This is a genomic window from Bacillus sp. PPSBB_11, from assembly GCF_038023285.1.
GTDB classification, from domain to species: Bacteria; Bacillota; Bacilli; order Bacillales; family Bacillaceae; genus Bacillus; species Bacillus altitudinis.
This window is the reverse complement of sequence record NZ_CP150633.1, coordinates 901,109-926,343: the sequence shown is the minus strand read 5'-3', so window position 1 is coordinate 926,343 and position 25,235 is coordinate 901,109. Positions and strand designations below refer to the sequence as shown.

The 25,235-nt window shown below is 39.3% G+C and carries 28 protein-coding genes and 1 pseudogene; 28 read left to right on the top strand and 1 reads right to left on the bottom strand.

Translation table 11 applies throughout. The features are described from left to right. Positions 1-46: 46 nt before the first annotated feature. From degU to V7L95_RS04595, 24 genes and pseudogenes are all read left to right on the top strand, one after another. A complete protein-coding gene (gene degU / locus V7L95_RS04710; protein WP_008348273.1) occupies positions 47-736 on the top strand; it encodes a two-component system response regulator DegU in 690 nt (229 codons plus the stop codon). Between the two features lie 211 nt (positions 737-947). After that, the gene (locus V7L95_RS04705) at positions 948-1,790 is read left to right on the top strand and encodes a DegV family protein (protein ID WP_007499966.1); all 843 of its coding nucleotides are present in this window, start codon (positions 948-950) and stop codon (positions 1,788-1,790) included. A 371-nt stretch (positions 1,791-2,161) separates the two neighbouring features. Then, positions 2,162-3,289 carry a DEAD/DEAH box helicase gene (locus tag V7L95_RS04700; protein WP_076821192.1) on the top strand — a complete coding sequence of 376 codons (1,128 nt, stop codon included), beginning with the start codon at positions 2,162-2,164 and terminating at the stop codon, positions 3,287-3,289. A gap of 64 nt (positions 3,290-3,353) precedes the next feature. After that, positions 3,354-3,647 (top strand): competence protein ComFB, encoded by a 294-nt coding sequence (locus tag V7L95_RS04695; RefSeq protein ID WP_017357862.1) that lies wholly within the window; start codon positions 3,354-3,356, stop codon positions 3,645-3,647. Beyond that, a pseudogene (locus V7L95_RS04690) lies at positions 3,608-3,811 on the top strand (hypothetical protein); the annotation flags it as partial. The gene V7L95_RS04695 and the pseudogene V7L95_RS04690, both read left to right, overlap by 40 nt. A 51-nt stretch (positions 3,812-3,862) precedes the next feature. Beyond that, positions 3,863-4,330, top strand: a complete 468-nt coding sequence (locus tag V7L95_RS04685; RefSeq protein WP_017357863.1) for a ComF family protein — start codon at positions 3,863-3,865, stop codon at positions 4,328-4,330. A 56-nt stretch (positions 4,331-4,386) separates the two neighbouring features. After that, positions 4,387-4,806, top strand: coding sequence for a TIGR03826 family flagellar region protein (locus tag V7L95_RS04680; protein WP_017357864.1), 420 nt, complete (start codon positions 4,387-4,389; stop codon positions 4,804-4,806). Between the two features lie 79 nt (positions 4,807-4,885). Continuing rightward, positions 4,886-5,149, top strand: coding sequence for a flagellar biosynthesis anti-sigma factor FlgM (gene flgM, locus V7L95_RS04675; protein ID WP_003213252.1), 264 nt, complete (start codon positions 4,886-4,888; stop codon positions 5,147-5,149). A gap of 18 nt (positions 5,150-5,167) precedes the next feature. Next, positions 5,168-5,650, top strand: coding sequence for a flagellar protein FlgN (locus V7L95_RS04670; RefSeq protein WP_017357865.1), 483 nt, complete (start codon positions 5,168-5,170; stop codon positions 5,648-5,650). A gap of 15 nt (positions 5,651-5,665) precedes the next feature. Then, the gene (gene flgK / locus V7L95_RS04665; protein WP_008348259.1) at positions 5,666-7,186 is read left to right on the top strand and encodes a flagellar hook-associated protein FlgK; all 1,521 of its coding nucleotides are present in this window, start codon (positions 5,666-5,668) and stop codon (positions 7,184-7,186) included. Positions 7,187-7,194: 8 nt separating this feature from the next. Continuing rightward, positions 7,195-8,106: a flagellar hook-associated protein FlgL gene (flgL, locus tag V7L95_RS04660; RefSeq protein ID WP_008348257.1), complete on the top strand. Its 912-nt coding sequence runs from the start codon at positions 7,195-7,197 to the stop codon at positions 8,104-8,106. 46 nt (positions 8,107-8,152) lie between these two features. Then, positions 8,153-8,731, top strand: coding sequence for a DUF6470 family protein (locus V7L95_RS04655; RefSeq protein ID WP_017357866.1), 579 nt, complete (start codon positions 8,153-8,155; stop codon positions 8,729-8,731). Positions 8,732-8,759: 28 nt separating this feature from the next. Then, positions 8,760-9,194 (top strand): flagellar assembly protein FliW, encoded by a 435-nt coding sequence (gene fliW, locus V7L95_RS04650; protein WP_017357867.1) that lies wholly within the window; start codon positions 8,760-8,762, stop codon positions 9,192-9,194. Next, positions 9,188-9,412 (top strand): carbon storage regulator CsrA, encoded by a 225-nt coding sequence (gene csrA, locus V7L95_RS04645; protein ID WP_008348252.1) that lies wholly within the window; start codon positions 9,188-9,190, stop codon positions 9,410-9,412. The genes fliW and csrA overlap by 7 nt, the downstream gene beginning before the upstream one ends. A gap of 153 nt (positions 9,413-9,565) precedes the next feature. Then, positions 9,566-9,907 (top strand): flagellar protein FlaG, encoded by a 342-nt coding sequence (flaG, locus tag V7L95_RS04640; RefSeq protein ID WP_007499987.1) that lies wholly within the window; start codon positions 9,566-9,568, stop codon positions 9,905-9,907. A 16-nt stretch (positions 9,908-9,923) separates the two neighbouring features. Beyond that, positions 9,924-11,450 carry a flagellar hook-associated protein 2 gene (locus tag V7L95_RS04635; protein ID WP_017357869.1) on the top strand — a complete coding sequence of 509 codons (1,527 nt, stop codon included), beginning with the start codon at positions 9,924-9,926 and terminating at the stop codon, positions 11,448-11,450. 17 nt (positions 11,451-11,467) lie between these two features. Continuing rightward, a complete protein-coding gene (fliS, locus tag V7L95_RS04630; protein WP_008348247.1) occupies positions 11,468-11,872 on the top strand; it encodes a flagellar export chaperone FliS in 405 nt (134 codons plus the stop codon). Further along, a complete protein-coding gene (locus tag V7L95_RS04625; RefSeq protein WP_008348246.1) occupies positions 11,869-12,210 on the top strand; it encodes a flagellar protein FliT in 342 nt (113 codons plus the stop codon). The genes fliS and V7L95_RS04625 overlap by 4 nt, the downstream gene beginning before the upstream one ends. 13 nt (positions 12,211-12,223) lie before the next feature. Beyond that, on the top strand, positions 12,224-12,604 hold the full coding sequence (locus tag V7L95_RS04620; protein ID WP_008348244.1) for a hypothetical protein: 381 nt from the start codon (positions 12,224-12,226) through the stop codon (positions 12,602-12,604). 33 nt (positions 12,605-12,637) lie between these two features. Continuing rightward, a complete protein-coding gene (locus V7L95_RS04615; protein WP_017357870.1) occupies positions 12,638-14,323 on the top strand; it encodes a methyl-accepting chemotaxis protein in 1,686 nt (561 codons plus the stop codon). A gap of 189 nt (positions 14,324-14,512) precedes the next feature. Further along, the gene (gene raiA, locus V7L95_RS04610) at positions 14,513-15,076 is read left to right on the top strand and encodes a ribosome-associated translation inhibitor RaiA (RefSeq protein WP_007499992.1); all 564 of its coding nucleotides are present in this window, start codon (positions 14,513-14,515) and stop codon (positions 15,074-15,076) included. A gap of 198 nt (positions 15,077-15,274) precedes the next feature. Further along, entirely contained in the window at positions 15,275-17,800 is a 2,526-nt protein-coding gene (gene secA, locus V7L95_RS04605; protein ID WP_008348240.1) for a preprotein translocase subunit SecA, read from the top strand. A gap of 67 nt (positions 17,801-17,867) precedes the next feature. Then, positions 17,868-18,969, top strand: a protein-coding gene (prfB, locus tag V7L95_RS04600; protein ID WP_098680723.1) for a peptide chain release factor 2 whose coding sequence is annotated in 2 segments (ribosomal slippage) — positions 17,868-17,939 and positions 17,941-18,969 — 1,101 coding nt in all. Because the reading frame shifts where the segments join, the coding sequence is not laid out codon by codon here. Between the two features lie 124 nt (positions 18,970-19,093). Continuing rightward, positions 19,094-20,887, top strand: a complete 1,794-nt coding sequence (locus V7L95_RS04595) for a M3 family oligoendopeptidase (protein WP_017357871.1) — start codon at positions 19,094-19,096, stop codon at positions 20,885-20,887. 214 nt (positions 20,888-21,101) lie between these two features. Here the strand turns inward: V7L95_RS04595 and V7L95_RS04590 are convergent, their stop codons facing one another. Further along, positions 21,102-21,836, bottom strand: a complete 735-nt coding sequence (locus V7L95_RS04590) for an alpha/beta family hydrolase (protein ID WP_017357872.1) — start codon at positions 21,834-21,836, stop codon at positions 21,102-21,104. A gap of 189 nt (positions 21,837-22,025) precedes the next feature. Between V7L95_RS04590 and V7L95_RS04585 the strand changes: the two genes are divergently transcribed. From V7L95_RS04585 to ftsX, 4 genes are all read left to right on the top strand, one after another. Then, positions 22,026-22,874: a YitT family protein gene (locus V7L95_RS04585; protein WP_007500000.1), complete on the top strand. Its 849-nt coding sequence runs from the start codon at positions 22,026-22,028 to the stop codon at positions 22,872-22,874. A gap of 48 nt (positions 22,875-22,922) precedes the next feature. Beyond that, the gene (gene cccB / locus V7L95_RS04580; RefSeq protein WP_007500002.1) at positions 22,923-23,252 is read left to right on the top strand and encodes a cytochrome c551; all 330 of its coding nucleotides are present in this window, start codon (positions 22,923-22,925) and stop codon (positions 23,250-23,252) included. A gap of 382 nt (positions 23,253-23,634) precedes the next feature. Beyond that, positions 23,635-24,321, top strand: a complete 687-nt coding sequence (gene ftsE / locus V7L95_RS04575) for a cell division ATP-binding protein FtsE (protein ID WP_008348229.1) — start codon at positions 23,635-23,637, stop codon at positions 24,319-24,321. Continuing rightward, positions 24,314-25,204: a permease-like cell division protein FtsX gene (gene ftsX, locus V7L95_RS04570; RefSeq protein WP_017357873.1), complete on the top strand. Its 891-nt coding sequence runs from the start codon at positions 24,314-24,316 to the stop codon at positions 25,202-25,204. The genes ftsE and ftsX overlap by 8 nt, the downstream gene beginning before the upstream one ends. The last annotated feature ends 31 nt before the right edge of the window (positions 25,205-25,235 follow it).

The following is a 25,235-nucleotide window of genomic DNA, read 5'->3' as shown; positions in this document are numbered from 1 at the left end:
CCATAAAGTTCAGGTGTAGAACAATAAACATGGGGAGGCGTAGCTTGTGACTAAAGTAAATATTGTAATTATCGATGACCACCAATTATTCCGTGAAGGTGTCAAACGGATTTTAGATTTTGAACCTACTTTTGAAGTAGTTGCAGAAGGAGACGACGGTGACGAAGCTGCACGTATCGTAGAACACTATCATCCGGATGTTGTCATTATGGACATTAATATGCCGAATGTAAATGGTGTGGAGGCTACAAAACAGCTAGTAGAGCTTTATCCCGAATCAAAAGTCATTATCCTATCTATTCATGACGATGAAAACTATGTGACACATGCATTAAAAACAGGAGCAAGAGGCTACTTGTTAAAAGAAATGGATGCAGATACCCTCATTGAAGCAGTAAAAGTAGTAGCTGACGGAGGCTCCTATTTACATCCGAAAGTCACTCATAACTTAGTAAATGAATTCCGACGCTTAGCAACAAGCGGCGTTTCAGCACATCCACAGCACGAGGTATATCCTGAAATTCGCAGACCACTTCATATCTTAACAAGACGTGAATGTGAAGTTCTTCAAATGTTAGCTGACGGAAAGAGCAACAGAGGTATTGGTGAGTCGCTCTTTATTAGTGAGAAAACAGTCAAAAACCACGTGAGTAACATTTTGCAAAAAATGAATGTAAATGACCGTACTCAAGCTGTTGTTGTAGCAATTAAAAACGGCTGGGTAGAAATGAGATAATGTTCCGGACAAGTACTCCTTTTTCGCCTGTTTTTAGTTCTCTCACATTCAAGTTAGAGAGCAATGATAGGCAGGTAAGGAGTCTTTTTCGGATATAGCGGGCTTGCCTATTGATTAGGCAAGCTTTTTTGATTAGTATTATAAATCTAGTGAAAAACAATGATCATTCTTTTTTAAAAAGCAACTTAACGGATAAGGAAGGTATTTAAGAATGAAAATAGCCGTTGTAACAGACAGTACTGCTTATATACCACAAGAACTACGTGATAAACATCATATTCATATGATCCCTCTGAATGTCATCTTTGGTACTGAATCATACCGTGAAGAAGTAGAAATGGATTGGAAGACATATTATGAAGAAGTCAAGAAACATAAAGATCTTCCAACAACCTCTCAGCCTGCTTTCGGTGAACTTATAGAATTATATGAAAAACTTAGCGAAACATATGATGCTGTGATTAGTATACATCTGTCAAGCGGAATTAGTGGAACATACAATAGTGCGGCCTCAGCGAATGAACTAGTTGACGGAATCGACATTTATCCGTTTGATACAGAGACTAGCTGTATGGCGCAAGGTTTTTATGTGTTAGAAGCTGCTGAAAAAATCCAAGATGGTGCTTCTCCAGAAGAAGTGATTTCCCATCTCAATTATCTGAAAGAAAATCAAAGAGCTTATTTTATGGTAGACGATTTAACTCATTTACAACGAGGCGGCAGATTAAATGGTGCTCAGGCTTTTATTGGAAGCCTCTTAAAGGTAAAGCCTATCTTGCATTTTGACAACAAGCTAATTGTCCCTTTTGAGAAGATTCGTACACGCAAAAAAGCCATTTCACGTATTTTTGAATTATTTGATGAAGATGCATCACGTGGTGTTCCAATGAGAGCAACTCTGATACATGGTAATAGAGAAGAAGAAGCAGATGAATTAATTGCGCACTTATTAGAAAAGTATCCTCATGTTGAATTTTATAAAAGCTACTTTGGTGCCGTGATTGGCACTCATCTAGGCGAAGGCTCTTTAGCACTTGGCTGGATCATTAGGTAGATATCAAAATCCCCTTTTCTCATGGAAAAGGGGATTTGTTTTTCTATTTTTACAATTAGACGAAAGGCCTTCTCTTTGTACATAATGGGTCAACATGAATGGAAAGGTAGTGCGTGAAATTGAATCTGGAAAAAGCAATGGAACTCAGTCACAAGCTACAATCAAGGCACCTTCTTCCTGTTGAATGTCAATGTACACAGTCCGAATTGGAGTGGCTGGAGAATCAAGGATTTATCCATAGAACACCTGCAGTCGATAGGGTGGCGAGTGGTTTGATCTGCTGCCGGTGCGGTGTATCAAACAAGCGCTACTTTGCCCTCTCTCCGTGTGAAACATGTAAAAAAGACTGTGTATACTGTAGATCCTGCATCATGCTGGGAAAAGTAAGCGAATGTGGCTTTCTCTACGAATGGACGGGTCCACAAAAGAAAGAAACAAGACAAGTTGAATTAACATGGCAGGGAGAGCTTTCTAAAGGGCAAAAGAGAGCGTCCGATAGGCTAGTAGAAGCAATCCAAAACAAATTTGATCTGCTCGTTTGGGCTGTTTGTGGTGCGGGGAAAACGGAGGTGCTTTTTCATGGAATAAAATATGCGCTAAATAACGGAATGAGTGTTTGTATTGCGACGCCTAGAACCGATGTTGTACTTGAGCTTGAACCTCGAATGAGAAAGGCATTTCAAGGACTGAATATAGCTGCACTTTATGGCGGGAGTTCTCAAAGATTTCAAATGGCGCCGCTTATGATCGCTACAACCCATCAGCTAATGAGATATAAAAACGCCTTTGATGTCCTCATTGTAGACGAAGTCGATGCTTTTCCTTATTCAATCGATGAACGGCTTCAGTTTGCTGTTTTAAAGTCAATGAAAAAAACAGGAGTTAGAATTTACTTAAGTGCCACACCATCTAAAAAAATGCAAAAAGATGTTGCTCGTAGACAATTAGAAGCGATCAAAATTCCTCTGCGCTTCCACCAAAAACCGTTACCTGTCCCAACATTTCAATGGGTTGGAGATTGGAAAAAGAGATTAAAAAGAAATCGGCTTCCAGCATCTACAATGAACTGGCTGCATGAACATATCACAAAGAAAAAAAGAGTGTTACTCTTTGTTCCTTCTATTTCTACTATGAAGAAGGTAACTCATATTCTTCAAGTTCAAGATGTAAATGTACAGGGTGTTTCTGCGGATGATCAAGAAAGGAAGCAAAAAGTCCAGCATTTCAGAGATCATAGATACGATGTATTGGTTACAACAACTATTCTAGAAAGAGGCGTTACCATTCAAGATGTTCAAGTGGGCGTATTAGGTGCGGAATCTCCTATTTTTACAGAAAGTGCACTTGTTCAAATTTCTGGTAGAGCAGGGAGACATCCAGATTTTTTTAACGGAGACGTGTACTTTTTTCATTTTGGCTTAACGAGAAGTATGAAACAAGCAAAGAAACATATCGTAAAAATGAATAATACAGCTGAAAAAGAGTTTTCTGAAAAATAGTGTGGGTTCAACTAAATCATGGTACATTATATTCACAAAACACAAATGGCAGGAGAGACAAAATATGCTACTCAACGCAAAAGAAATACTACTTAAAGAAATTCTCTATCAATATCTCAACCAATTAAACATGATTTGTCATTGTGAAAAATGTATAGAAGATGTATTAGCCATTTCTCTAAATCAAGTGAAACCGCAATATATAACAGATATCGATAAAATATCCTACAGTAAATCCGAGATGGTGGATAAACAGAAAAATACAGCGATGCTCGTCATTCTGACAGAAGCTGCTTCAACGGTCACTACATATCCAAGGTGCGAAAATCATTTGCCGTTGAACAAAGAAAAGCATTGATTTGTCCAATTTGTGAGAGCCATTTTGTGGCTGCTTTTACATGGAAATCATTCCTACTATTAAATGAAGATCGTTTATGTGTAGCATGTAAGAACCACCTCATGAAGATTCAAGGTCCTACTTGTCCCAAATGCGGAAGAGCGCAATCAAATGATCAATTGTGTCATGATTGTTCAAGGTGGAATAAACGACGGGATTTTGCTGAGATTCTTGTAATGAATCGGTCTGTTTATGCTTACAACGACTTTATGAAAGATGTTCTAGCTCGATTTAAATTTCGAGGTGATACGGCTTTAGCTGATCTATTTAAAAAAGATGTACAGTCAGCGTTTAAACGTTCTTTTTCAATCAAAGAACCGGTGCTTGTCCCAATTCCTTTGAGTAAAGAGAGATTAAAGGAAAGAGGATTCAATCAGTCAATGATGCTTGCTTCCATGATTGGCGGACCTATATTGGAGCCACTTATAAAAGTACATCAAAGGAAGCAGTCTAAGAAAAGAAAAAATGAACGTTTACATCAACAGAAGTTGTTTCAATTAAGGCAGGCAAACCCGATCGTTCTAAAGGATATCATATTAATCGATGATATTTATACAACTGGGGCGACAGTCTATCATGCAGCAAAAATTTTAAAAGACGCAGGCGCCAAAAGTGTTTCCTCTTTTACGTTGATTCGTAGTTAAAAATCATGACAATCAACCGATATTAAGAAAAGAAAATAACGTAAGGGGTTTTGGTTATGAATCAATTGGCAAACTGTCCACAATGTAATCAGTTATTTTTAAAAACCACCATCCAAACGGTTTGTAACAAATGCTTTGAAGAAGAAGAACGTTCTTTTGATATCGTTTATAAATTCTTGCGTAAGCAAAGTAATAGACAATCAACCATTGCTGAAATAGTAGACGCAACAGAAGTTGATGAAGAATTAATCCTGAAATTTATCCGTTTGAAAAGACTTCAAATTAGTCAATTCCCGAATATCAATTATCCTTGTGAAAGATGCGGCCAACCGATCAGGAAAAACAAGCTGTGTAGCCATTGTGAAAAGGATATAAAGACGCAAATCAGCCAAATGGACCAAGAAGAAGAGCGTAAAAGGGAGATTGAATCTAGGAAAAAAGACACCTATTATGCCATTAATCCTAAAAACGACTGATTCCCTAAACTAAGTTGCAGTTTGGTCGATAAAATGGATAGAATCAAGACAGACTGTAACGGAAAGCGAGAGGAATCCCGTGAAAATTAATCGATATGGAACACAACCAGTAAATCCTTACAAGAAAACATATGAAAAACAAACGTTGCAATCGAATCAAGCAAAATCAACTGACAAAGTCGAAATTTCTAAAAAGGCAATCGAAATGCAAAAGGTGCCGAATATCATGAAAGAACGTCAAGATAAAATAGACCAAATTAAAAAAAGCATTGAAGCCGGAACATATCAAGTAGATACAAAAGGCATTGCAGATAAAATGTTGAATTTTTATAAACAACAATAACAAAAGGGAGTAGCGTGAATGTCAGTAAAAATAATGATTGAAGAACTGCACCGTCTCTACGGATTACATGAACAGCTTCTAAAGCTGTCTAAGAATAAAACAGAAATGCTGAAAAATAACGAGATCGATGCTCTTTCAGAGGTTCTGAACCTTGAGCAAAAATATATTCAGGCCATTTCACAATTAGAAGAAAGGCGGATTGAAGCAGCAGTTCAATTTTTACAAAGTGATCAATCGCCGACAATCACCGCATGTATCGAAAAAGCTACAGGAACGGATCAAGAAGAGCTTATTTCGTTATATGAGAAGCTGAATGACATCATGGTGGAACTGAAAGATGTAAACGAACTGAACAAACAGCTTATTCAGCAGTCACTTCAATTTATTTCACTGACATTCGATCTTGTGAATCCTAACAAAGAAAATATGAATTACGGACAAAATGGTCTTGAGAGTTCAAAGCCTAAACAGCATAGGGCTTTGTTTGATTCAAAGGCGTAAACAAGGAGGATATCTATGGGTTCTACATTCATGGGACTAGAAACGGCAAAAAGAGGAATCACAGCCCAGCGTGCAGGGCTTTATGTCACATCAAACAACGTATCCAATGCAAATACTGATGGCTACTCAAGACAAAGAGTTACCTTTAAAGCAGAGAATCCTTACCCAGTGATTTCTGTTTATGATGGCAAGACATACGGCCAAATGGGGACAGGTGTCCAAGTTGGAACTGTTGAAAGAATTCGAGACAGCTTTTTAGATCTTCAGTATAGAGATCATAACAATAATTTGTCTTATTATGCGACGAAGTCTGATGCTCTTTCACAAATGGAAGGAGTGATGAATGATTTGACAGATGAAGGCTTGAATAGAGCCTTCGATAATCTCTGGAAATCATTACAAGTCTTATCGGAATCGAAAAATGCTGATACTGCTTCAGCCCGTACAGTTGTTAAGACAAGTGCTCAGGCTTTAGTAGATCAATTCCGCCTGCTAAATTCTTCTTTAACAACGATACAAAAGAATTTAAAAACTGAACTTGATTCAACGGCAAAAAATGTGAACACCCTATTAACTCAAATTGATGAAGTGAATAAACAGATTGCAACAGTTGAGCCAAATGGTTATCTTCCCAATGATCTTTATGATACGCGCGACGCTCTTATAGATCAGCTTTCCTCACTTGTTGATATTAAAGTGAGCTACAACCCTTCTGGAGGAAATGCTCTGGAAATTGCTGAAGGAACCGTTAACATCGACATTATCGGTGCTAATGGACAATCTGCTGGAACAATTTTAAATGGCATTACCAATGAAAAATCTGAATTGCAACTTTCCTATGATAATACGACGGGACTTGTTAACTCACTCCAATTTGGAACGACAACCATCGCAGCTGATCAATTACAAGTGAATGGTAAAGTGAAAGCACTTGTTGAGGCGTATGGCTACATGTCTAATGGAGATGAAAAAGGCATGTACCCGGATATGCTTGCTGAGCTGGATGAAGTAGCAAAAGTATTTATGGATACTTTTAACGACGTCCATAAGCAAGGGTACACGTTAAATGGCACAAGTGGACAAGACTTTTTCGATATTGAGAATAACAATGATTTGAATAAAGGCTTGGCAGCACGTATCAAAGTGAGTGACGTGATTTTAGCATCGACAGATAACATTGCTGCATCTCTTAATCAAACGCAAGGTGATGGTTCGAATGCTACGAAATTAGCTAATATTCAAAACTTAAAATTGCCAATCGGCGGAACTACCACTACGATTCAGGATTACTATCAGAATGTTATTGCTGAAATGGGGATACAAGCTAAAAAGAACATGACCCTTGAAAGCAGTTCAGCTGCTCTTGTGAATTCAGCCAATGAACGCAGGATGTCAACTAGTGCTGTATCTATAGATGAAGAAATGACGAACATGATTCAATTTCAGCATGCGTATAATGCAGCAGCAAGAATTATGACGATGCAAGACGAAGTATTAGATAAAATAATAAACGGCATGGGAGTCGTAGGAAGGTAAGGTAACTGATGCGAGTCACGCAAAGTATGATTTCTCAAAATTCACTTCGAAATATTAGTAAAAGTTATGAAAAACTCTCTAAAATTAATGAGCAGGCACAGTCTGGAAAACGTTTCACAAAAACGTCTGATGATCCTGTGGCAGCAGTGAAAAGTCTTCAGTATAGTACAGCCATGTTTCGAAATGAGCAATACCAAACTAATTTAAATGAGGCACGAAACTGGATTGATACATCTGAAACAAGTGTCACTGAAATCATTGATATCATGTCGAATATACGAGATAAAGTACTCGATGCGGCCAATGGAACAAAACAGCCAGAAGATTTAGCTGCTATCGGGGTAGAAATTGGTCAGATGAAGAATCAAATCATTGATGCAATGAACACGCAGATGTTAGGTAAGTTTGTTTTTAATGGGACGAATACAAATGTTAAACCAGTTGTAGAGAATGCAGATGGTACATTTACATTTAACTTTGAAAACTATACAGATGCAAACGTGGTTCAATCGAACATTTCTGATGGAATCACATTAAATGTGAATTCAAATCCTCTTTCAGCTTTTGGTGGGCAATCTGCCAGTGGTCAAAATGTCATTGAAATGCTGACTGATTTAGAAAACTCATTAAAAAATGGAACGTTTACAAATTCAGATGATGCATTAGGAAATATCGATCAGTTTAAAGAAGTGATGAGTGCTGAGCGTTCAGATCTTGGGGCTAGATCCAATCGTATCGACTTAGTCGGGAGCCGTTTGACTTCGCAATTTGAAGTGCTGAAAAAGGCTAAATCAGATGCCGAAGATGTAGAAAGTGAAAAAGCCATTCTTGATCTTCTTCAACAAGAGACTGTGAATAGAGCTGCTTTAGCGACGACAGCTAAAGTGATTCAGCCATCCCTTGTCGATTTCTTAAGATAAGAAAAAGCATCCGTTGGGTGCTTTTTTGCATCATGGAGGTGAACCTATGCAAATTCCTAAATTGTTAATGGAGCAAACTTATGCGAAGCTACAAATGTCGACAACCCCTTCCAAGCAAGAAGTAGAGCAGCCAAGAGCGGAGCTTGAGATTCAGCAGCCAAGAGCTGTCATGAATATCACAAGGACACCGTCGAAATTAACCATAGATCAAACCGAGGCATTTGCCGATATGGATATTAAGTCGATTTTTAGGCGTTCAGAGGAATGGGCGGCTGAGGGGAAACGTGCGATTGGAGAAGGAATGGGGCGTAGAGCGGAAGAAGGAAGTGAACTCATCAAGATCGAGAATGGTGGGAATGCGATTGCTGAGTTTGCGAAAATCAATGGCGGTCCTTCAGCAAAACAATTCAACATCGGTGTGATTCCTTCATTTTTTAGTGTGAAAATTCACTATCAGCCATCTGAACTTAAAATTGATGTGGAGCCGCAAAAAGCTATTATAGAGGCAACACCTCATAAACCAATTGTTAACTACGAGCCAGGTAAAGTTCATATTGATATGTTACAATACCCAGAATTAAAAATAGAAGTTGACGAAACAGGTCAAAATGGTGATAAGGTATAGTTAAGAAAAATGAAAAAGGTCGTGAATTATGATCATTCAAACAAAATACCATGGCGAAGTGACGATTAAAGAGGAGCAAATCATTCACTTCTCTAATGGGATACCAGGATTTCTGGATCAAAAACAATTTGTCATTTTACCTTTATCAGAAGAATCCCCATTTTTAGTTCTCCAATCTTTGATAAATGCAGAACTAGGCTTTATTGTCAGCAGCCCATTTTTGTTCTTCAATCAATATGAATTTGACTTAGAAGAATCGGTTGTAGACATTCTTGGGGTAGAAGATGCCGATGATGTGGAAGTCATGGTTATTTTAACAATGGGATCTTCTATTGAAAAAACGACAGCCAATTTAAGAGCGCCTATTATTGTGAATCGGAAAAACATGAAAGCCAAGCAGGTCATTTTGCATGATTCAGCCTATCATACAAAACATTTGCTAGAGGTGGCTTCCTCATGTTAGTTCTATCTCGTAAATTAAATCAATCGATTCAAATAGGCGACGATATTGAAGTCAAAATTATTGCGATTGAAGGCGATCAAGTAAAAGTCGGAATTGAGGCTCCTAAGCATATTGATATTCACAGGAAGGAAGTATACCTGTCTATTCAAGAAGAAAACAGCCGTGCTGCTAGCTTGTCCTTCGATCTACTTTCTCAATTATCCTCACAAAAAAAGTGAGGATTTTTTTATCCTATTTGTCTATCCTTCTCCGTGTGAAACCGTAGAAGTACACCATCTATATGAAACTTTAACAAATCGGTCCATCTATATTTAATTTAATAATTCAAAGCCGATATAAAAGATAGATTAAAGCACAGGAGCTGAATAACTATGTCTGTTGGTAAGTTGACTTCGCTAGAGCCACTGATTGATGCATTTCAAACCCGTGTTACGAATCATCAAAATGACAATGCAAACACTGATTTACAAGCAAATGGAAAAGTCGTTTCAAAAGAAGAAATTGAGAAAACGCTTCAAGGAGCAAATAAGCTGATTGAACCTACTCAATTTCATCTTCAATTTGAATTGCATGAAAAACTCAATGAATATTATGTCAAAGTCGTAGATAACCAAACCGAAGAAGTCATTAGAGAGATTCCTTCCAAAGAATGGCTTGATTTCTATGCGGCAATGACAGAGATTGTCGGTTTATTTGTCGATAAAAGAATGTGAAGGGAGAACATAAACCATGGTTAATCGAATTACTGGATTTTCAAATGTATTTGATATTGATGAAATCGTCTCAAAGCTAATGAAAACTGAGCAAGCACCACTTGATAAAATGACACGCCAGAAACAAACACTTGAATGGCAAAGAGACAGCTACCGCGAGGTCAATTCAAAGGTTAAAGAATTAGATGATCTCATTGCCAAACTAAATTTAACATATCCGAGCACTTATGGCGCAAAAAAGGTCACAAGCTCCAATGAATCTGCTGTCACAGCAACTGGCTCAACAAATGCTACCTCTGGCTCGATTAATGTGACCCAACTAGCGACAGCATCCGTATTCAAATCTTCTGGCACATCTGGATTTACTGCTGCAAACGGTACGTTCACGTTTGAGGTGACGACACCAGATTCTACAACACCTAAAACAGTGACCATTAATACAACTGATACAGATACCCTTGATTCAATCGTGTCAAAATTGAACAATGCTCAACTAGGTGTCACGGCTTATAAAGGCCAGATCTTTGATGGAACCAACTACGTAGATACGATCGCTCTGACTTCGCGTACGACTGGTGAAGGTGTCAGTATTAAGGCAGCAGATGGCAATTCCGCTTCATTTTTAACGCAATTAGGCTTCCAAGTGGATGGAGATAATAAATTAGTTGCGACTACTCAAGGGCAGAAAGCGCAATACGAAATTAATGGTCTCAAAATGGAAAATAACAATAATACCTTCACGCAGGCTGGTATCACATATGAGCTGAAAGGAACAACAGATAAGCCTGTCAGCTTGAACGTTTCAACAGATGTCGATGCCATCTTTGATAAAATTAAACAATTTGTTGATAAATACAACGAACTCGTTGAACTGGTCAATGGTAAAGTGAATGAAAAGCGAAATAGAGACTATCAACCATTAACGGCTGAAGAGAAAAAAGCCATGTCTGAAAAAGAAATTGAGTTATGGGAAACAACCGCTAAGTCTGGCTTACTGAGAAGTGATTCTATTTTACGAGCTGGTGCCTCTAAAATAAGAAGTGATTTTTATGCTGATATTACGACAAGTGATGGGAATAAAATTCACATGACACAAATCGGTATTTCTACTTCATCCTCGTATAAAGATGGCGGGAAGCTTGAATTAATTAATATTAATGGAGTAGAGAAATTAAAAAAAGCCATTGAAGAAGACCCAGAAAAGGTAAGACAAATGTTTATCTCTGGTTCTTTAAATGTTGATTCTAAAGACAAAGACAAAGCACAGCAGCAATATAAAGAACAAGGAATCATCTATCGCGTCAAAAATTCCTTATCAGCCTTCACGAAGAGTATTCAAACAAAAGCTGGTAGTACAACAATGGAGCTAAAAGAATATGGACTTGGTAAGGATTTAGATTCTTTGACAAAACGAATGGATACATTCCAAGATCGTTTAAAATTAGTGGAAGCTCGTTACTACAAAAAGTTTAACGCCATGGATAGTGCGATTCAAAAGCTAAACAACCAATCTGGCTATCTTTCTCAACTGCTTGGACAATAATTGGAGGTTTATAACATATGGCAATTCAGAACCCTTATGCCGCCTATCAGAAAAATTCTATTGAGACCGCAACACCGGCCGAGTTAACGCTTATGCTTTATGAAGGATGCTTAAAGTTTATTAGACTAGCAAAGCATGGCATTCAAAAAGAAGATGCTGAAATGAGAAACTTGAACCTGAAAAAGGCTCAAAACATCATCCAAGAATTAAATGTTACCTTAAATCGTACGTATGATGTATCAAAGAGCATGGCAAGTATGTATGACTACATCTATCGAAGACTGATTGAAGCCAATCTGCAAAATGACGAAGAGATCCTGAATGAAGTAGAGCAATATGTGACTGATTTCCGAGATGCTTGGAAGGAAGTCATTCAAACCGATCGAAAAGGGCGTCACCACTCTATTGGGGGATCTCTATGAGTATTGTGGACCAACTGCACGACCAAACGTTAAAAATGGCAGCGGAAATAGAGGCCAACCCGCAAAGCGAAACACTCGTTGAAGACTTTGATGCTTTTTTAGTTGAGAGAGACGAACTAATGAGAGACATTCAACATGAGCTTTCCGTTCAAGAAAAAGAGAAAATCAAAGAAATCATTCAAACAGATCAACTGATGGCCAAGCAGTTAACGGAGATTCAAAATGGGATCAAGGCAGATATTCAAGCCATTCAACGTAAGAAAACAAAACAGCTGAATTATCAAAATCCGTATCAGCCCATGACAAGTGACGGCGTATACTACGATAAACGGAAATAAATAGGTGAGACCTGTGGCGTATCGTTCAGATGACTATATTTTATTAACCACATATTATGACCTTCTATATACGATAGAAGAGAGTCTAAAATATTTAGATGAAATTGAGAAGGATTTCGCTAAAACAGAAGGGGATCGGATCTTTAATGATCTGATCCATGCCTTCTTTCATTTAGAGACAACACACCCGCTTCTGCTTTCAATTATTGAAAATGAGCACTTTGCCAAGACGATTCGATCGTTTGACCAAATTTTTTTAAGTTTCGATATACTAGCTTTCTATACATTCCCTTCAAATCACTTCCAGTCATTCCTTACATCATATTTTATACCTGAATATAGAAAGTGGATGGATGAAATACATGCCTGTATGAGGCCGTATGTCATTCATTAATTTTTGTTCAATTCAGACCATTCGGAGGAATTTATGAGACTAAAAAATCAATTTTTATTTGGGCTTATTGTCATATGTATATTGTTTGTCAGTATTTTAGGATTTTCTAGCTTTATCTACTACAAAACAGATCAATCGTATAAAGCACTCCTCACCAAAGAAGTGAAGCTGTACCAGACCTCGCTGGAATTAGAAGCACTGCTGCAAAAACAGGAAGCACAAATCAAAACGTATGTGGTTGTTCAAGATGCTGAAAATTTACAGAAGATTGAGCAAACATATGAAGAAATCAATAAGAAAACAACTGAAGCATCAAAAATGAGCACCGTTAAACAAGCAAAAAATCTGTTAGATCAAATTTCTGAAAAAAATTATCTTTACTACACCTCAACAAATCGATTATTTAATTCATTGAATATGCAAAATCAAAAAGAATTCAACACCCGCCTCAGTCAAGAATTACAACCTATCGAACAAGAAATACATACCTTTACAAAAGAATTTGCCCAAACACAATTGAAACAGCGGGATCAAAAAATCAGTCAGCTCAATGAAGAAAGTAACCAATTATTGCTGACACTCATTCTCGTTAGCGCAGCGATTATAGTCGGCTTTTTAGTCATTGGCACAAGGTTTGTTCATCGTATGACAAAACCGATTGTCTCTGTCACACATGCAGCAAGAAGAATGGCAGATGGTGACCTCACACTTGAAGAGATTGAAGTAACCTCTAAAAATGAAATTGGCCAGCTCGGTACGGCTTTTAACCAAATGACAGCTCATTTGCGTCAGCTCATCCTACAGGTGCAAAATGGATCAAGGCAATTAGCTGATTCTGCTGCGCAATTTGAAGAAACCATCAGTCAAACCATTTCGGCTAGTGAACAGACGTCTAGCTCGATTGAACAGGTCAGTGAAGCTTCACGTGAACAATCGGATGCAGTAGGAAAAGTAGCTTCGGCGATTCAAGAAGTCTCGACTGGTATGCATAATGCGGCTGAACATACGTCTGATGTTTCGGGTCACTCAATTTCAGTGACTGAAAAGGCTGAAGAGGGCGCATCCCTCATTCAACAATTTGTGAAACAAATGAGTTCTATTAAGGAATCTGTGAATGAACATCATTCTACAATGGCCAATGTACAAGTACAGTTTACCGGCATTCAAGACCTGCTGGGGAATATTCATGCCATTGCAGATCAGACAAATTTACTTGCTTTAAACGCAGCCATTGAAGCAGCAAGGGCTGGGGAACATGGACGAGGTTTTGCGGTTGTTGCAGATGAAGTCAGAAAGCTGGCGGAAGAATCAAGTCAGCTGACTGATCAAATTAGTCAGTTACTCGCCAACGTGAACAAAGATACTGAAAGATCGTCTCAATCTATGACGAAAGTGGAACGAGATGTAGCAGAAGGTGTGAAAGTATCGCAATTGTCTGAACAGAGCTTTCAAGAAATTCTGGCAGCCATTCGTGATATCTCGATGAAAGCAGAGGAGCTTTCAGCCACGACGGAGCAAATCTCAGCTAGTACAGAAGAAATTTCTCAAACAATTGGTGTGATAGAAGAAGGAGCCAAGCGAAATTCTGAGGAAACAGAGTACATGTCGGCGGCTGTTGAAGAATCACTAGCGGCGAATGAGGAAATGAAAGCAGCTGCGGAAGATTTAAAATCTTTGTCTCAATCACTGAAAACATCTATTTCATCTTTCAAGATTTAACAGCGCCATGGTCTTTTTCAAGAATCAATCGAATATATATTCATCACCTATCAAGTAAAAGCTGAAGCACCGCAGGATTCGACAAATTTCAATAAAAATTCACATTTTTTTTACGTTTGAGCAGGAGAAAAGGAGGGAAAAGTAGAAATAAGTTTACATATCCTTAATTTTAAAGGAGGCGTTCTTTACATGAATTACAATGTCCGAGGAGAAAACATCGAAGTAACACCTGCACTAAGAGATCATGTCGAGAAAAAAATTGGAAAGTTGGAGCGTTATTTTGAGTCAGATGTTGATGCTTCAGTCAACGTGAACTTGAAATTTTACAACGATCAAGAATCTAAAGTTGAGGTTACCATTCCAATGACTGATCTAGCACTTCGAGCAGAGGTGCATAATGAGGATATGTACAATGCAGTAGACCTAGCAACCAGTAAATTAGAACGTCAAATTAGAAAACATAAAACGAAAGTGAACCGTAAATTCCGTGAGCAAGGTGCGAAAAAGCATTTATTTGCTGGAGGAAACGGTGCGTCCGAAGTAGCAGTTCAAGATGACGAAGAGATTGATGAAACAGAAATCGTCAGACAAAAACGCTTCAATTTAAAACCAATGGATAGCGAAGAGGCCATTCTCCAAATGAACATGTTAGGTCACAGTTTCTTTGTCTTCACAAATGCTGAGACAAATTTGACCAATGTGGTATACCGCCGAAATGACGGCAAATATGGACTCATTGAGCCGAACGCTTAATCATTCGTTCCTTTTGATCCGAAAATGACCTAAAAAAAGTAAACCCGTTCCCTTCATTAGGGGCGGGTTTTTTGTGCTAAATCATTGCAAATTCTTTGGAAATCAAGGAAGGTATGGTATGATAAATGCAGGTAAATATGGACCTGTCAAACTTTTGAACATGCCGAAAAATTGCATGAAATAGAGGAGCGTTATTATATGCTTGGAATCTTAAACAAAGTGTTTGATCCTACGAAACGTACGATCAGCCGATATGAAAAAAAGGCAAATGAAATCGAAGCTCTCGCTCAAGATTTCGAGAAATTATCTGACGAGGCTTTACGAAATAAAACGATCGAATTTAAAGAAAAACTTGAAAAAGGACAATCTGTAGACGACCTTTTGGTTGAAGCATTTGCAACGGTTCGTGAGGCTTCCCGCCGCGTGACAGGAATGTTCCCATTTAAGGTGCAGCTCATGGGGGGGATTGCCCTACATGAAGGGAATATCTCTGAGATGAAAACAGGTGAAGGTAAAACGTTGACATCAACGATGCCTGTTTATTTGAATGCTCTTTCTGGGAAAGGCGTCCACATTGTAACAGTCAACGAATATTTGGCAAGCCGTGATGCACAGGAAATGGGCAAGATTTTTGAATTTCTAGGATTAACAGTTGGCTTGAACTTAAACAGTTTAGACAAAGATGAAAAAAGAGAAGCGTACGCTGCTGATATCACATATTCAACAAACAATGAGCTTGGCTTTGATTATTTACGAGATAACATGGTGCTGTACAAAGAGCAAATGGTTCAAAGACCACTTCATTATGCCGTCATCGATGAAGTTGACTCCATCTTAATTGATGAAGCGAGAACACCTCTTATTATTTCTGGACAAGCTGCAAAGTCGACGAAACTTTACGTACAAGCAAATGCCTTTGTTCGTACGTTAAAAATAGAAGACGATTTCACTTATGATATTAAAACAAAAAGTGTACAGCTGACTGAAAGCGGAATGACGAAGGCGGAAAAAGCATTCGGCATCGAGAACTTGTTTGATGTCAAACATGTCGCTCTTAACCATCATATCGCGCAGGCTCTTAAGGCACATGTTGCGATGCAAAAAGACGTTGATTATGTTGTGGAAGATGGACAAGTCGTTATCGTTGACTCCTTCACAGGACGTTTAATGAAAGGACGCCGCTATAGTGAAGGTCTGCACCAAGCCATTGAAGCAAAAGAAGGTCTTGAAGTGCAGAATGAAAGCATGACACTTGCAACCATTACGTTCCAGAACTACTTCCGTATGTATGAAAAGCTATCTGGTATGACAGGTACAGCGAAAACGGAAGAAGAGGAATTCCGTAACATTTACAATATGCAGGTTGTCACAATCCCAACCAATAAACCGGTTGTGCGTGATGACAGACCTGATTTAATTTACCGCACAATGGATGGCAAATTTAAAGCAGTAGCTGAAGACGTCGCACAGCGTTATATGACAGGACAGCCGGTCCTTGTCGGAACTGTTGCGGTTGAGACATCTGAATTAATTTCAAAACTGCTTAAAAATAAAGGCATCCCTCATCAAGTGTTAAACGCGAAAAACCATGAGCGAGAAGCACAAATTATTGAGGAAGCTGGACAAAAAGGTGCCGTCACAATTGCGACAAACATGGCGGGACGTGGAACAGACATCAAGCTTGGCGAAGGTGTGAAAGAACTAGGCGGTCTTGCTGTTATTGGGACAGAGCGTCATGAATCACGCCGTATTGATAACCAGCTCCGTGGTCGTTCTGGTCGTCAAGGAGACCCAGGGATTACTCAATTCTATCTCTCAATGGAAGATGAATTGATGCGCCGATTTGGTGCAGAGCGGACAATGGCGATGCTTGATCGCTTCGGTATGGATGACTCTACTCCAATTCAAAGTAAAATGGTTTCAAAAGCTGTTGAATCTTCTCAAAAACGTGTTGAGGGGAATAACTTTGATTCCCGTAAGCAGCTTCTGCAATATGATGATGTTCTTCGTCAACAGCGTGAAGTCATTTACAAACAGCGTTTTGAAGTCATCGATTCTGATAACTTGAAATCGATTGTGATCAATATGATTCAATCGTCTATTGAGCGGGCTGTTGGATCTTACACGCCGAAAGAAGAACTTCCAGAAGAATGGAAACTAGATGGTCTTGTTGAATTAATCAACACGAACTATTTAGATGAAGGTGCCATTTCGGTCAAAGATATCTTCGGTAAAGAAGCAGATGAGATCACCGAATTCATCATGGAGCGGATTAAAGAGAAATATGATGCAAAAGAAGAGACATTTGGCGATGAACAAATGCGTGAATTTGAAAAAGTCATCGTTCTTCGTGCAGTAGATTCGAAGTGGATGGATCATATTGATGCAATGGATCAGCTGCGTCAAGGAATCCATTTACGTGCATATGCACAAACCAATCCGCTTCGTGAGTATCAAATGGAAGGATTTGCGATGTTTGAGCATATGGTCGCTTCAATTGAAGATGACGTCGCTAAATATGTGCTAAAATCAGAAATCCAAAACAACCTAGAACGTGAAGAAGTCGTTCAAGGACAAACAACTGCTCATCAGCCTCAAGAAGGCGATGAGGAGAAAACAGTGAAGAAAAAGCCGGTGCGTAAAGTGGTGGATATCGGAAGAAACTCACCATGTCACTGCGGAAGCGGCAAGAAATATAAAAATTGTCATGGGAAGACAGAATAAGTAATGGAAAGAGGTGAAAACCTCTTTCTATTCATGTCAGCCCCCATACATCTATGAGGTGAAGGATATGGAATTAGTAGAAATTAGACAAGAGCTTGAAAATATGGCTAGCAGGCTAGCTGATTTTAGGGGGTCTCTTTGACCTCGATACAAAAGAAGCGAAAATTGCAGAGCTTGAGGCCACGATGTCAGAGGCTGACTTTTGGAATGACCAGCAAAAAGCGCAAGGTGTCATTAATGAAGCCAATGCACTGAAGGATTATGTGAATACATATCATGAGCTCAGTGAATCTCATGATGAGCTGCAAATGACGCATGATTTATTAAAAGAAGACTACGATGAGGATCTTCATGCAGAGCTTGAAAAAGAACTGAAGAACTTAACAAAACAATTTAACGAGTTTGAATTGCAGCTTCTTTTAAGTGAACCGTATGACAAAAACAATGCCATTCTTGAGCTTCACCCGGGTGCAGGTGGAACGGAATCACAGGACTGGGGATCGATGCTCCTCAGAATGTATACCCGCTGGGCAGAGCGCAGAGGCTTTAAGGTCGAAACACTTGATTACCTTCCTGGTGATGAAGCAGGAATTAAGTCTGTGACATTACTGATTAAAGGACATAACGCTTACGGTTACTTAAAAGCAGAAAAAGGTGTCCATCGTTTAGTCCGTATTTCTCCATTTGATTCATCTGGCCGTAGACATACATCTTTCGTTTCCTGTGATGTCATGCCAGAATTTAATGAAGAAATTGATATCGATATTCGTACAGAGGATATTAAGGTGGATACGTATCGTGCAAGTGGTGCAGGGGGTCAGCACGTCAATACGACGGACTCTGCGGTTCGTATCACACACATCCCAACAAATGTCGTCGTGACGTGCCAAACGGAAAGATCCCAAATCAAAAACAGAGAACGTGCAATGAAAATGCTGAAATCTAAGCTTTATCAAAAACGGATCGAAGAACAACAGGCGGAATTGGATGAAATCAGAGGAGAACAGAAAGAAATTGGCTGGGGAAGCCAAATTCGCTCGTATGTCTTCCACCCATATTCCCTTGTGAAAGACCATCGTACCAACACGGAGATGGGAAATGTTCAAGCGGTGATGGATGGAGATTTAGATTCCTTTATCGATGCGTATTTACGTTCAAAATTATCATAAAAACTCGGCTTCTTGCCGGGTTTTTTTAATTGTGAGAAAATATAATGAATATAAAGGAATACATATGCCATACTGACTCTATATCCTTTGTATGATGAAATTAGCAATTAAAGGGGGAAATAATTTGGGATTAAAACCATTACAAGAGACGTGGGATTTAGATGCCTTTTTTAAAGGAGGCAGTTCTTCATCAGAATTTATCACATACTTAGAGCATATACAGCAGCTATTAGATGAGTTACGACAAAAGGTAGATGCCTTTTCAAAAGAAGATACACAAATTGAAAAAAAGTTAACAGCTGTCCTTGAAACGTATGAAATCACATATAAAAAATTAGCACAAGCAGGTTCATTTGTATCCTGTCTACAATCTCAAAATACAAAGGATATGAAGGCGGGCAGCCTCCGAGGGTCTATTGCCAAGCTGGAAGCTGAATTAGGAACCATTCTAGCAGGGTTTGATCAATCACTTGCTGAGATTCCTATTAGCCAGTGGGAAGAATTAATGGATTCAGCCGCTTTCTCAGCTGTTCGTTACATATTAAATGAACGAAGAGAACATGTGAAAGATCAACTGCCTGTTGAACAGGAAACACTCATTCAAAAACTAGCAGTAGATGGGTATCATGCGTGGGATGAACTTTATTCTAGCTTGGTGAACAAAATTACCATTCCATTTGAGCAAAATGGTGAAACACAAATGATCTCTGTAGGCCAAGCAGAAAATGCGATGGATGATTCAGACCGTGAAGTGAGAAAAGCCGTGTATCATAATTTAGAACATGCATGGACACAGGATGAACATTTGTTTGCAAGCACACTCAATCATCTCGCTGGTTTTCGTCTACAAGTATATGAAGCCAGAGGATGGGATCATATATTAAAAGAGCCTCTTGATATTTGCCGGATGAAACAAGAGACGCTCGATACAATGTGGTCTGTCATTGATGAACATAAACAGCCATTCATTGAATATTTACAACGTAAAGCTGACATGCTTGGGGTTGATAAACTGAGCTGGTTTGATGTGGGGGCGCCTATTGGAAGTGAGACAAAGACCTATTCTTATCAAGACGCAGCCGCTTTTATTATCAAGCATTTCGCAGGGTTTGGAAAAGAGCTTGCTGCTTTTACTGAAAAAGCTTTTAATGAACGCTGGGTAGAAGCTGAGAATCGCCCAAACAAACGAGTGGGCGGTTTCTGTACGAATTTCCCTGATAGCGGAGAATCACGTATTTTTATGACCTTCTCAGGGACTCCTTCCAATGTAGCGACACTAGCACATGAGCTTGGTCATTCGTTCCATCAGGAAGTCATGCAGGATGTTCGGATGTTGAATCGTAAATATGCGATGAATGTAGCTGAAACTGCGTCGACATTCGCTGAAATGATTGTGGCAGATGCTTCATTAAAAGAGGCGGCCAATGAAGAAGAGCGTCTCAGTTTGTTAGAGGATAAGCTGCAGCGCAGTGTGGCATTCTTTATGAATATTCAATCACGCTTCTTATTTGAACAACGCTTTTATGAAGAGCGCAAACAAGGAGAAGTGCCAGCTGACCGCTTGAATGAGTTGATGGTAGAAGCACAGAAGGAAGCCTTTGGCGAATCTTTAGATGAATATCATCCGCATTTTTGGGCGTCTAAACTGCATTTCCATATTACAGGTGTCCCGTTTTATAACTTCCCTTACACCTTCGGGTACATGTTCTCGTTAGGTATTTATGCAAAAGCATTGCAGGCTGGGGCATCATTTGAAGAGAAATATATTGCGCTATTAAAAGATACAGCGTCAATGACTGTAGAAGATTTGGCATATAAGCACCTAGGTGTCGACCTGACTCAAAAAGCATTTTGGGAAGAGGCCATTTCACTGGCTGTGGCAGATGCTGAAGAGTTTTTAGAAGCGACGAAGGCATAAAAAATGAAAAGCTCCCATTACGGGAGCTTCAGCGTGTAGACAAACCCTCGCATTCGTTGTCAGTCCTGCGCTTCGGTGCTCACGAATGTCAAATTCGCTCCGCGCCGATGCTCGTCCTTCCTAGACTGCAAAGGTTTTCTATCACGCTGAAAAGAAGACAAAGGGCTAAAATCAAGTTCATTTTAGCCCTTTGTCAACAATCTGGCAGCTCCCATTACGGGAGCTTTTTTGCTGGTTTTAACCATTCCAGCATCGTCTGAACGATGTCTTTTTGTTGCGTGAGGACTGGAATGTCTGCAGGCTGATCCCCTTTTTGTTTGCCATACATGCCAAATTGAGCATGATTACCGCCTTTTATCTCATGATACACCGTTTGAGAAGGCAGCTGCTTTTGCGATTTTTTGATTTTTTCTCGTGTTGCGAGACCATCTTTTTCGCCTGAAATAGATAATACTTGCAAGGAAGCCTGTTTCAAATCATCTGATGCAGGATAGGAGGCAAGGAAAAAGAGGCCGTCCATCTTGCTTTGATTTTTCTCTGCATACATAGCGGCAGCTGTTCCGCCTAGCGAATGTCCGCCAATGTACCAATGCTTGATGGCCGGATGACTTTTGAGGATATCGTCTGCTTTCTTCGTATTAAATATTGCGAAGGAAAATGGCATGTCTGGGATAAAGACCGAATAGCCTTTCTTCATCAGCGCATTCCCAAGATAGGCATACGCAAGAGGTTCAACTTTTGCCCCAGGATATAGAATGATGCCAGTATCGCTTTTCGATGCTTCAAATGAATATACCCCGTTTTTATGATCGACCTGCTCAATGTTCATCTGCTTTTTTAACGCTTCCGATGGTCCATATGTAAAGCGGCTCCATGTATAGAAAGCACCAAAAGCTAAGATGATGAGTGCAAGTAATGTAATACCGGTGATCTTCAGTATTTTCTTCATCGTATGTCCCTTCTTTCTCATGTACATATTAAATATACCATCATTTACTCTTCTGCCAAACGGCAAGTACGCTGATCCGGCTGTGTGATAAAGTATTAATCCATTAGCACTGCATTTGGCTGTTATTTACAATCCGAATGAGAGGGCTTAAAATAGGTGTGCATTCAGAAGTAACGGAGGAAGAAAGACATGAAGCAGGAACATTCTCAATTTTGGATTGAAGTGAAAAATTATGTACTCATTTTAATAGGATCAGCTATCGTAGCGGTTGGCTTTAATACGTTATTATTACCAAATCAGATTGCTGCTGGCGGTGTGAGTGGAATCAGTACCATTATGCAATCATTCGGTTTTGAAGCTGCATATGTACAATGGGGTCTCAATATTCCGCTCTTTATCGCAGGCTTTTATTTATTAGGTGGAACATTTGGGGTAAAAACGCTCGTTGGTTCTGTCTTTTTACCTTTAATGGTGTTCTTAACAAGACACATTGCTCCTGTCACCCATGAAGCACTGCTCGCCGCAATATTTGGCGGTGTAGTGATTGGGATCGGGATTGGGCTCGTTTTCCTCGGCAATGGTTCAACGGGAGGAACGGCACTTGCGGCCAAAATCATCAATAAATATACAGGGCTGACGTTAGGTACTTGTTTAGCGATGATGGACGGTTTGATTGTTTTGGCGGCCATGACTGTTTTTGGGATTGAAGAAGGACTGTACGCTGTGATCGGAGTGTTCATTTCTAGCAAGACGATTGATGTCGTACAGGCTGGCTTTAGTCACTCGAAGATGGCTATGATTATTACGGGCCATGAGGATGAGGTCAGACAGGCGGTGTTTGATCAAATTGATCGTGGTGTAACGAAGATTTCAGCAGTAGGTGGGTACACCGACCATGACCGGCCTATTTTAATGTGTGTTGTAGGGCAGTCACAATTCACAAAGTTGAAACAAGTGGTAAAAGCGATCGATGCATCAGCGTTTGTCATCGTCATGGATGCAAAAGAGGTGCTGGGTGAGGGTTTTAAAAGGGCGTAAACAAGGATATAATAACGTTGACCAAATGATTGTAAGGGAGGGAAATACATGAAAAAGAGCGGATTAACGCTTCTTTTTGTCGCTATGCTTTTTGTACTTGCGGCCTGTGGAGGAAATTCAAGCAGCAGTGACAAAGAAGGCAGTAAAAGTGCTTCAAATGTGAGCAGTGGTGAAGAGATTTATCAGCAAAACTGTATTGGCTGTCATGGAAAAGACTTATCTGGCGGAGGCGGCCCAAGCCTGAAAGAAGTCGGGAAGAAATATAATGAAAGCCAAATTGCAGATATTGCCCAGAACGGTAAAGGATCTATGCCAAGTGGAATGGTAGATGAAAAACAAGCAAAAGAAGTCGCCAAATGGCTTGCAGAGAAAAAATAAAACCTTTGTCTAATCGACAAGGTTTTTTTATTTTCTATTTGTAGAAAAAGACTTTTGGATAGTATGAAAACGTATTATATTAAATTTTATTTAAAAAATAAGGGTAAAAAGACATGTTTTTCGGTTTTGGTTGCTCTATTTACCTTTTATTTATAAGTTTTGAAATATAAATGTAATACCATTGCGTCGATTCATGACGTATAATTGGAGTTGTTGAAATTTAGACGATTCAATTTTTTCATCTTTTTGGATGAAAAGGACATAAATTGCTTGTGCGTATCGAAGGGTATGTGCGTGACCATACATAACGTTTTTTGACGAGAAGTGTCAGAACATCATGATAAGCTGTTTGACAGCGAATAAGAAAAGATTAGGTGATTACATGATTGAAATGAAGGAAGTCTATAAGATCTATCCTAATGGTGTAAAGGCGATCAATGGAATCAATGTCTCTATCCATCCAGGAGAGTTTGTGTATGTTGTTGGTCCCAGTGGCGCTGGTAAATCCACGTTCATTAAAATGATGTATCGTGAAGAGAAGCCAACCAAAGGAAAAATCTTAATTAATAACAAAGATTTAGGCTCGATGAAGGAAAAAGAAATTCCTTACGTGAGAAGAGAAATTGGCGTAGTATTCCAAGATTTCAAACTACTTCCAAGTCTCACGGTCTTTGAGAACGTGGCATTTGCTCTTGAAGTCATTGGTGAACAGCCAAGTATTATTAAGAAAAAAGTGCTTGAGGTACTTGATTTGGTGCAATTAAAGCACAAAGCTCGTCAATTTCCAGATCAGCTTTCCGGCGGTGAACAGCAGCGTGTATCGATCGCTCGTTCGATCGTCAATCATCCTGAGGTTGTCATTGCAGACGAACCGACAGGAAACCTTGATCCAGATACTTCATGGGAAATCATGAAGACGCTCGAAGAGATTAATAACCGCGGAACAACAGTCGTCATGGCGACACACAACAAAGAGATTGTAAACAGCATGAAGAAACGCGTCATCGCAATCGAAGATGGAATGATTGTGCGTGACGAAGCAAGAGGGGAGTACGGAATTTATGATTAAAACTCTCTCGCGGCATTTACGTGAGAGCTTCCGTTCACTTGGAAGAAACACGTGGATGACATTTGCATCAATTAGTGCGGTCACTGTCACATTGATTTTAGTTGGGGTTTTTCTTGTCATTATGCTCAACTTGAATAACATGGCATCGAACGCTGAGAAAGAAGTAGAAGTAAAAGTTCTCATCGATTTAACTGCGAATCAAAAGCAGCAGGATGAATTAAAAGCAGAAATTGAGGAGATTCCTGAAATTAGTGATGTGAAATACTCATCCAAGGATGATGAACTAAAAGCACTGATTAAAAGCTTTGGTGAAAATGGACAATCTATGGGACTGGTTGATCAAGAAAATCCATTGAATGATGCGTTTATTGTGAAAACAACAGATCCCCACGATACACCAAAAGTAGCGAAGAAATTAGAAAACCTAAAAGGGACGTATAAAGTCACTTATGGAAAAGAAGAGGTCAGCCGACTCTTTAATGTTGTCGGAGTGGCGCGTAATGTCGGCATCGCACTTATTATTGGGCTTTTATTTACAGCGATGTTCTTGATTTCCAATACGATCAAAATTACGATTTTTGCTAGACGTAAAGAAATTGAGATTATGAAACTAGTAGGTGCAACGAACTGGTTTATCCGCTGGCCGTTCTTCATCGAAGGATTACTACTTGGTGTATTTGGCTCGATTATACCAATCGCTGTATTGCTTGGCACGTATCAATATGCTGTCGGCTGGGTGGCGCCAAGGGTACAAGGTTCATTTATTTCAATGCTTCCATACAATCCGTTTGTCTATCAAGTATCACTGGTTCTTCTATTGATCGGTGCCATTATCGGTGTGTGGGGAAGTTTAACGTCCATCCGTAAATTCTTGAAAGTATAAATCTATTTATATTGATGGCAGCACTCGAGGA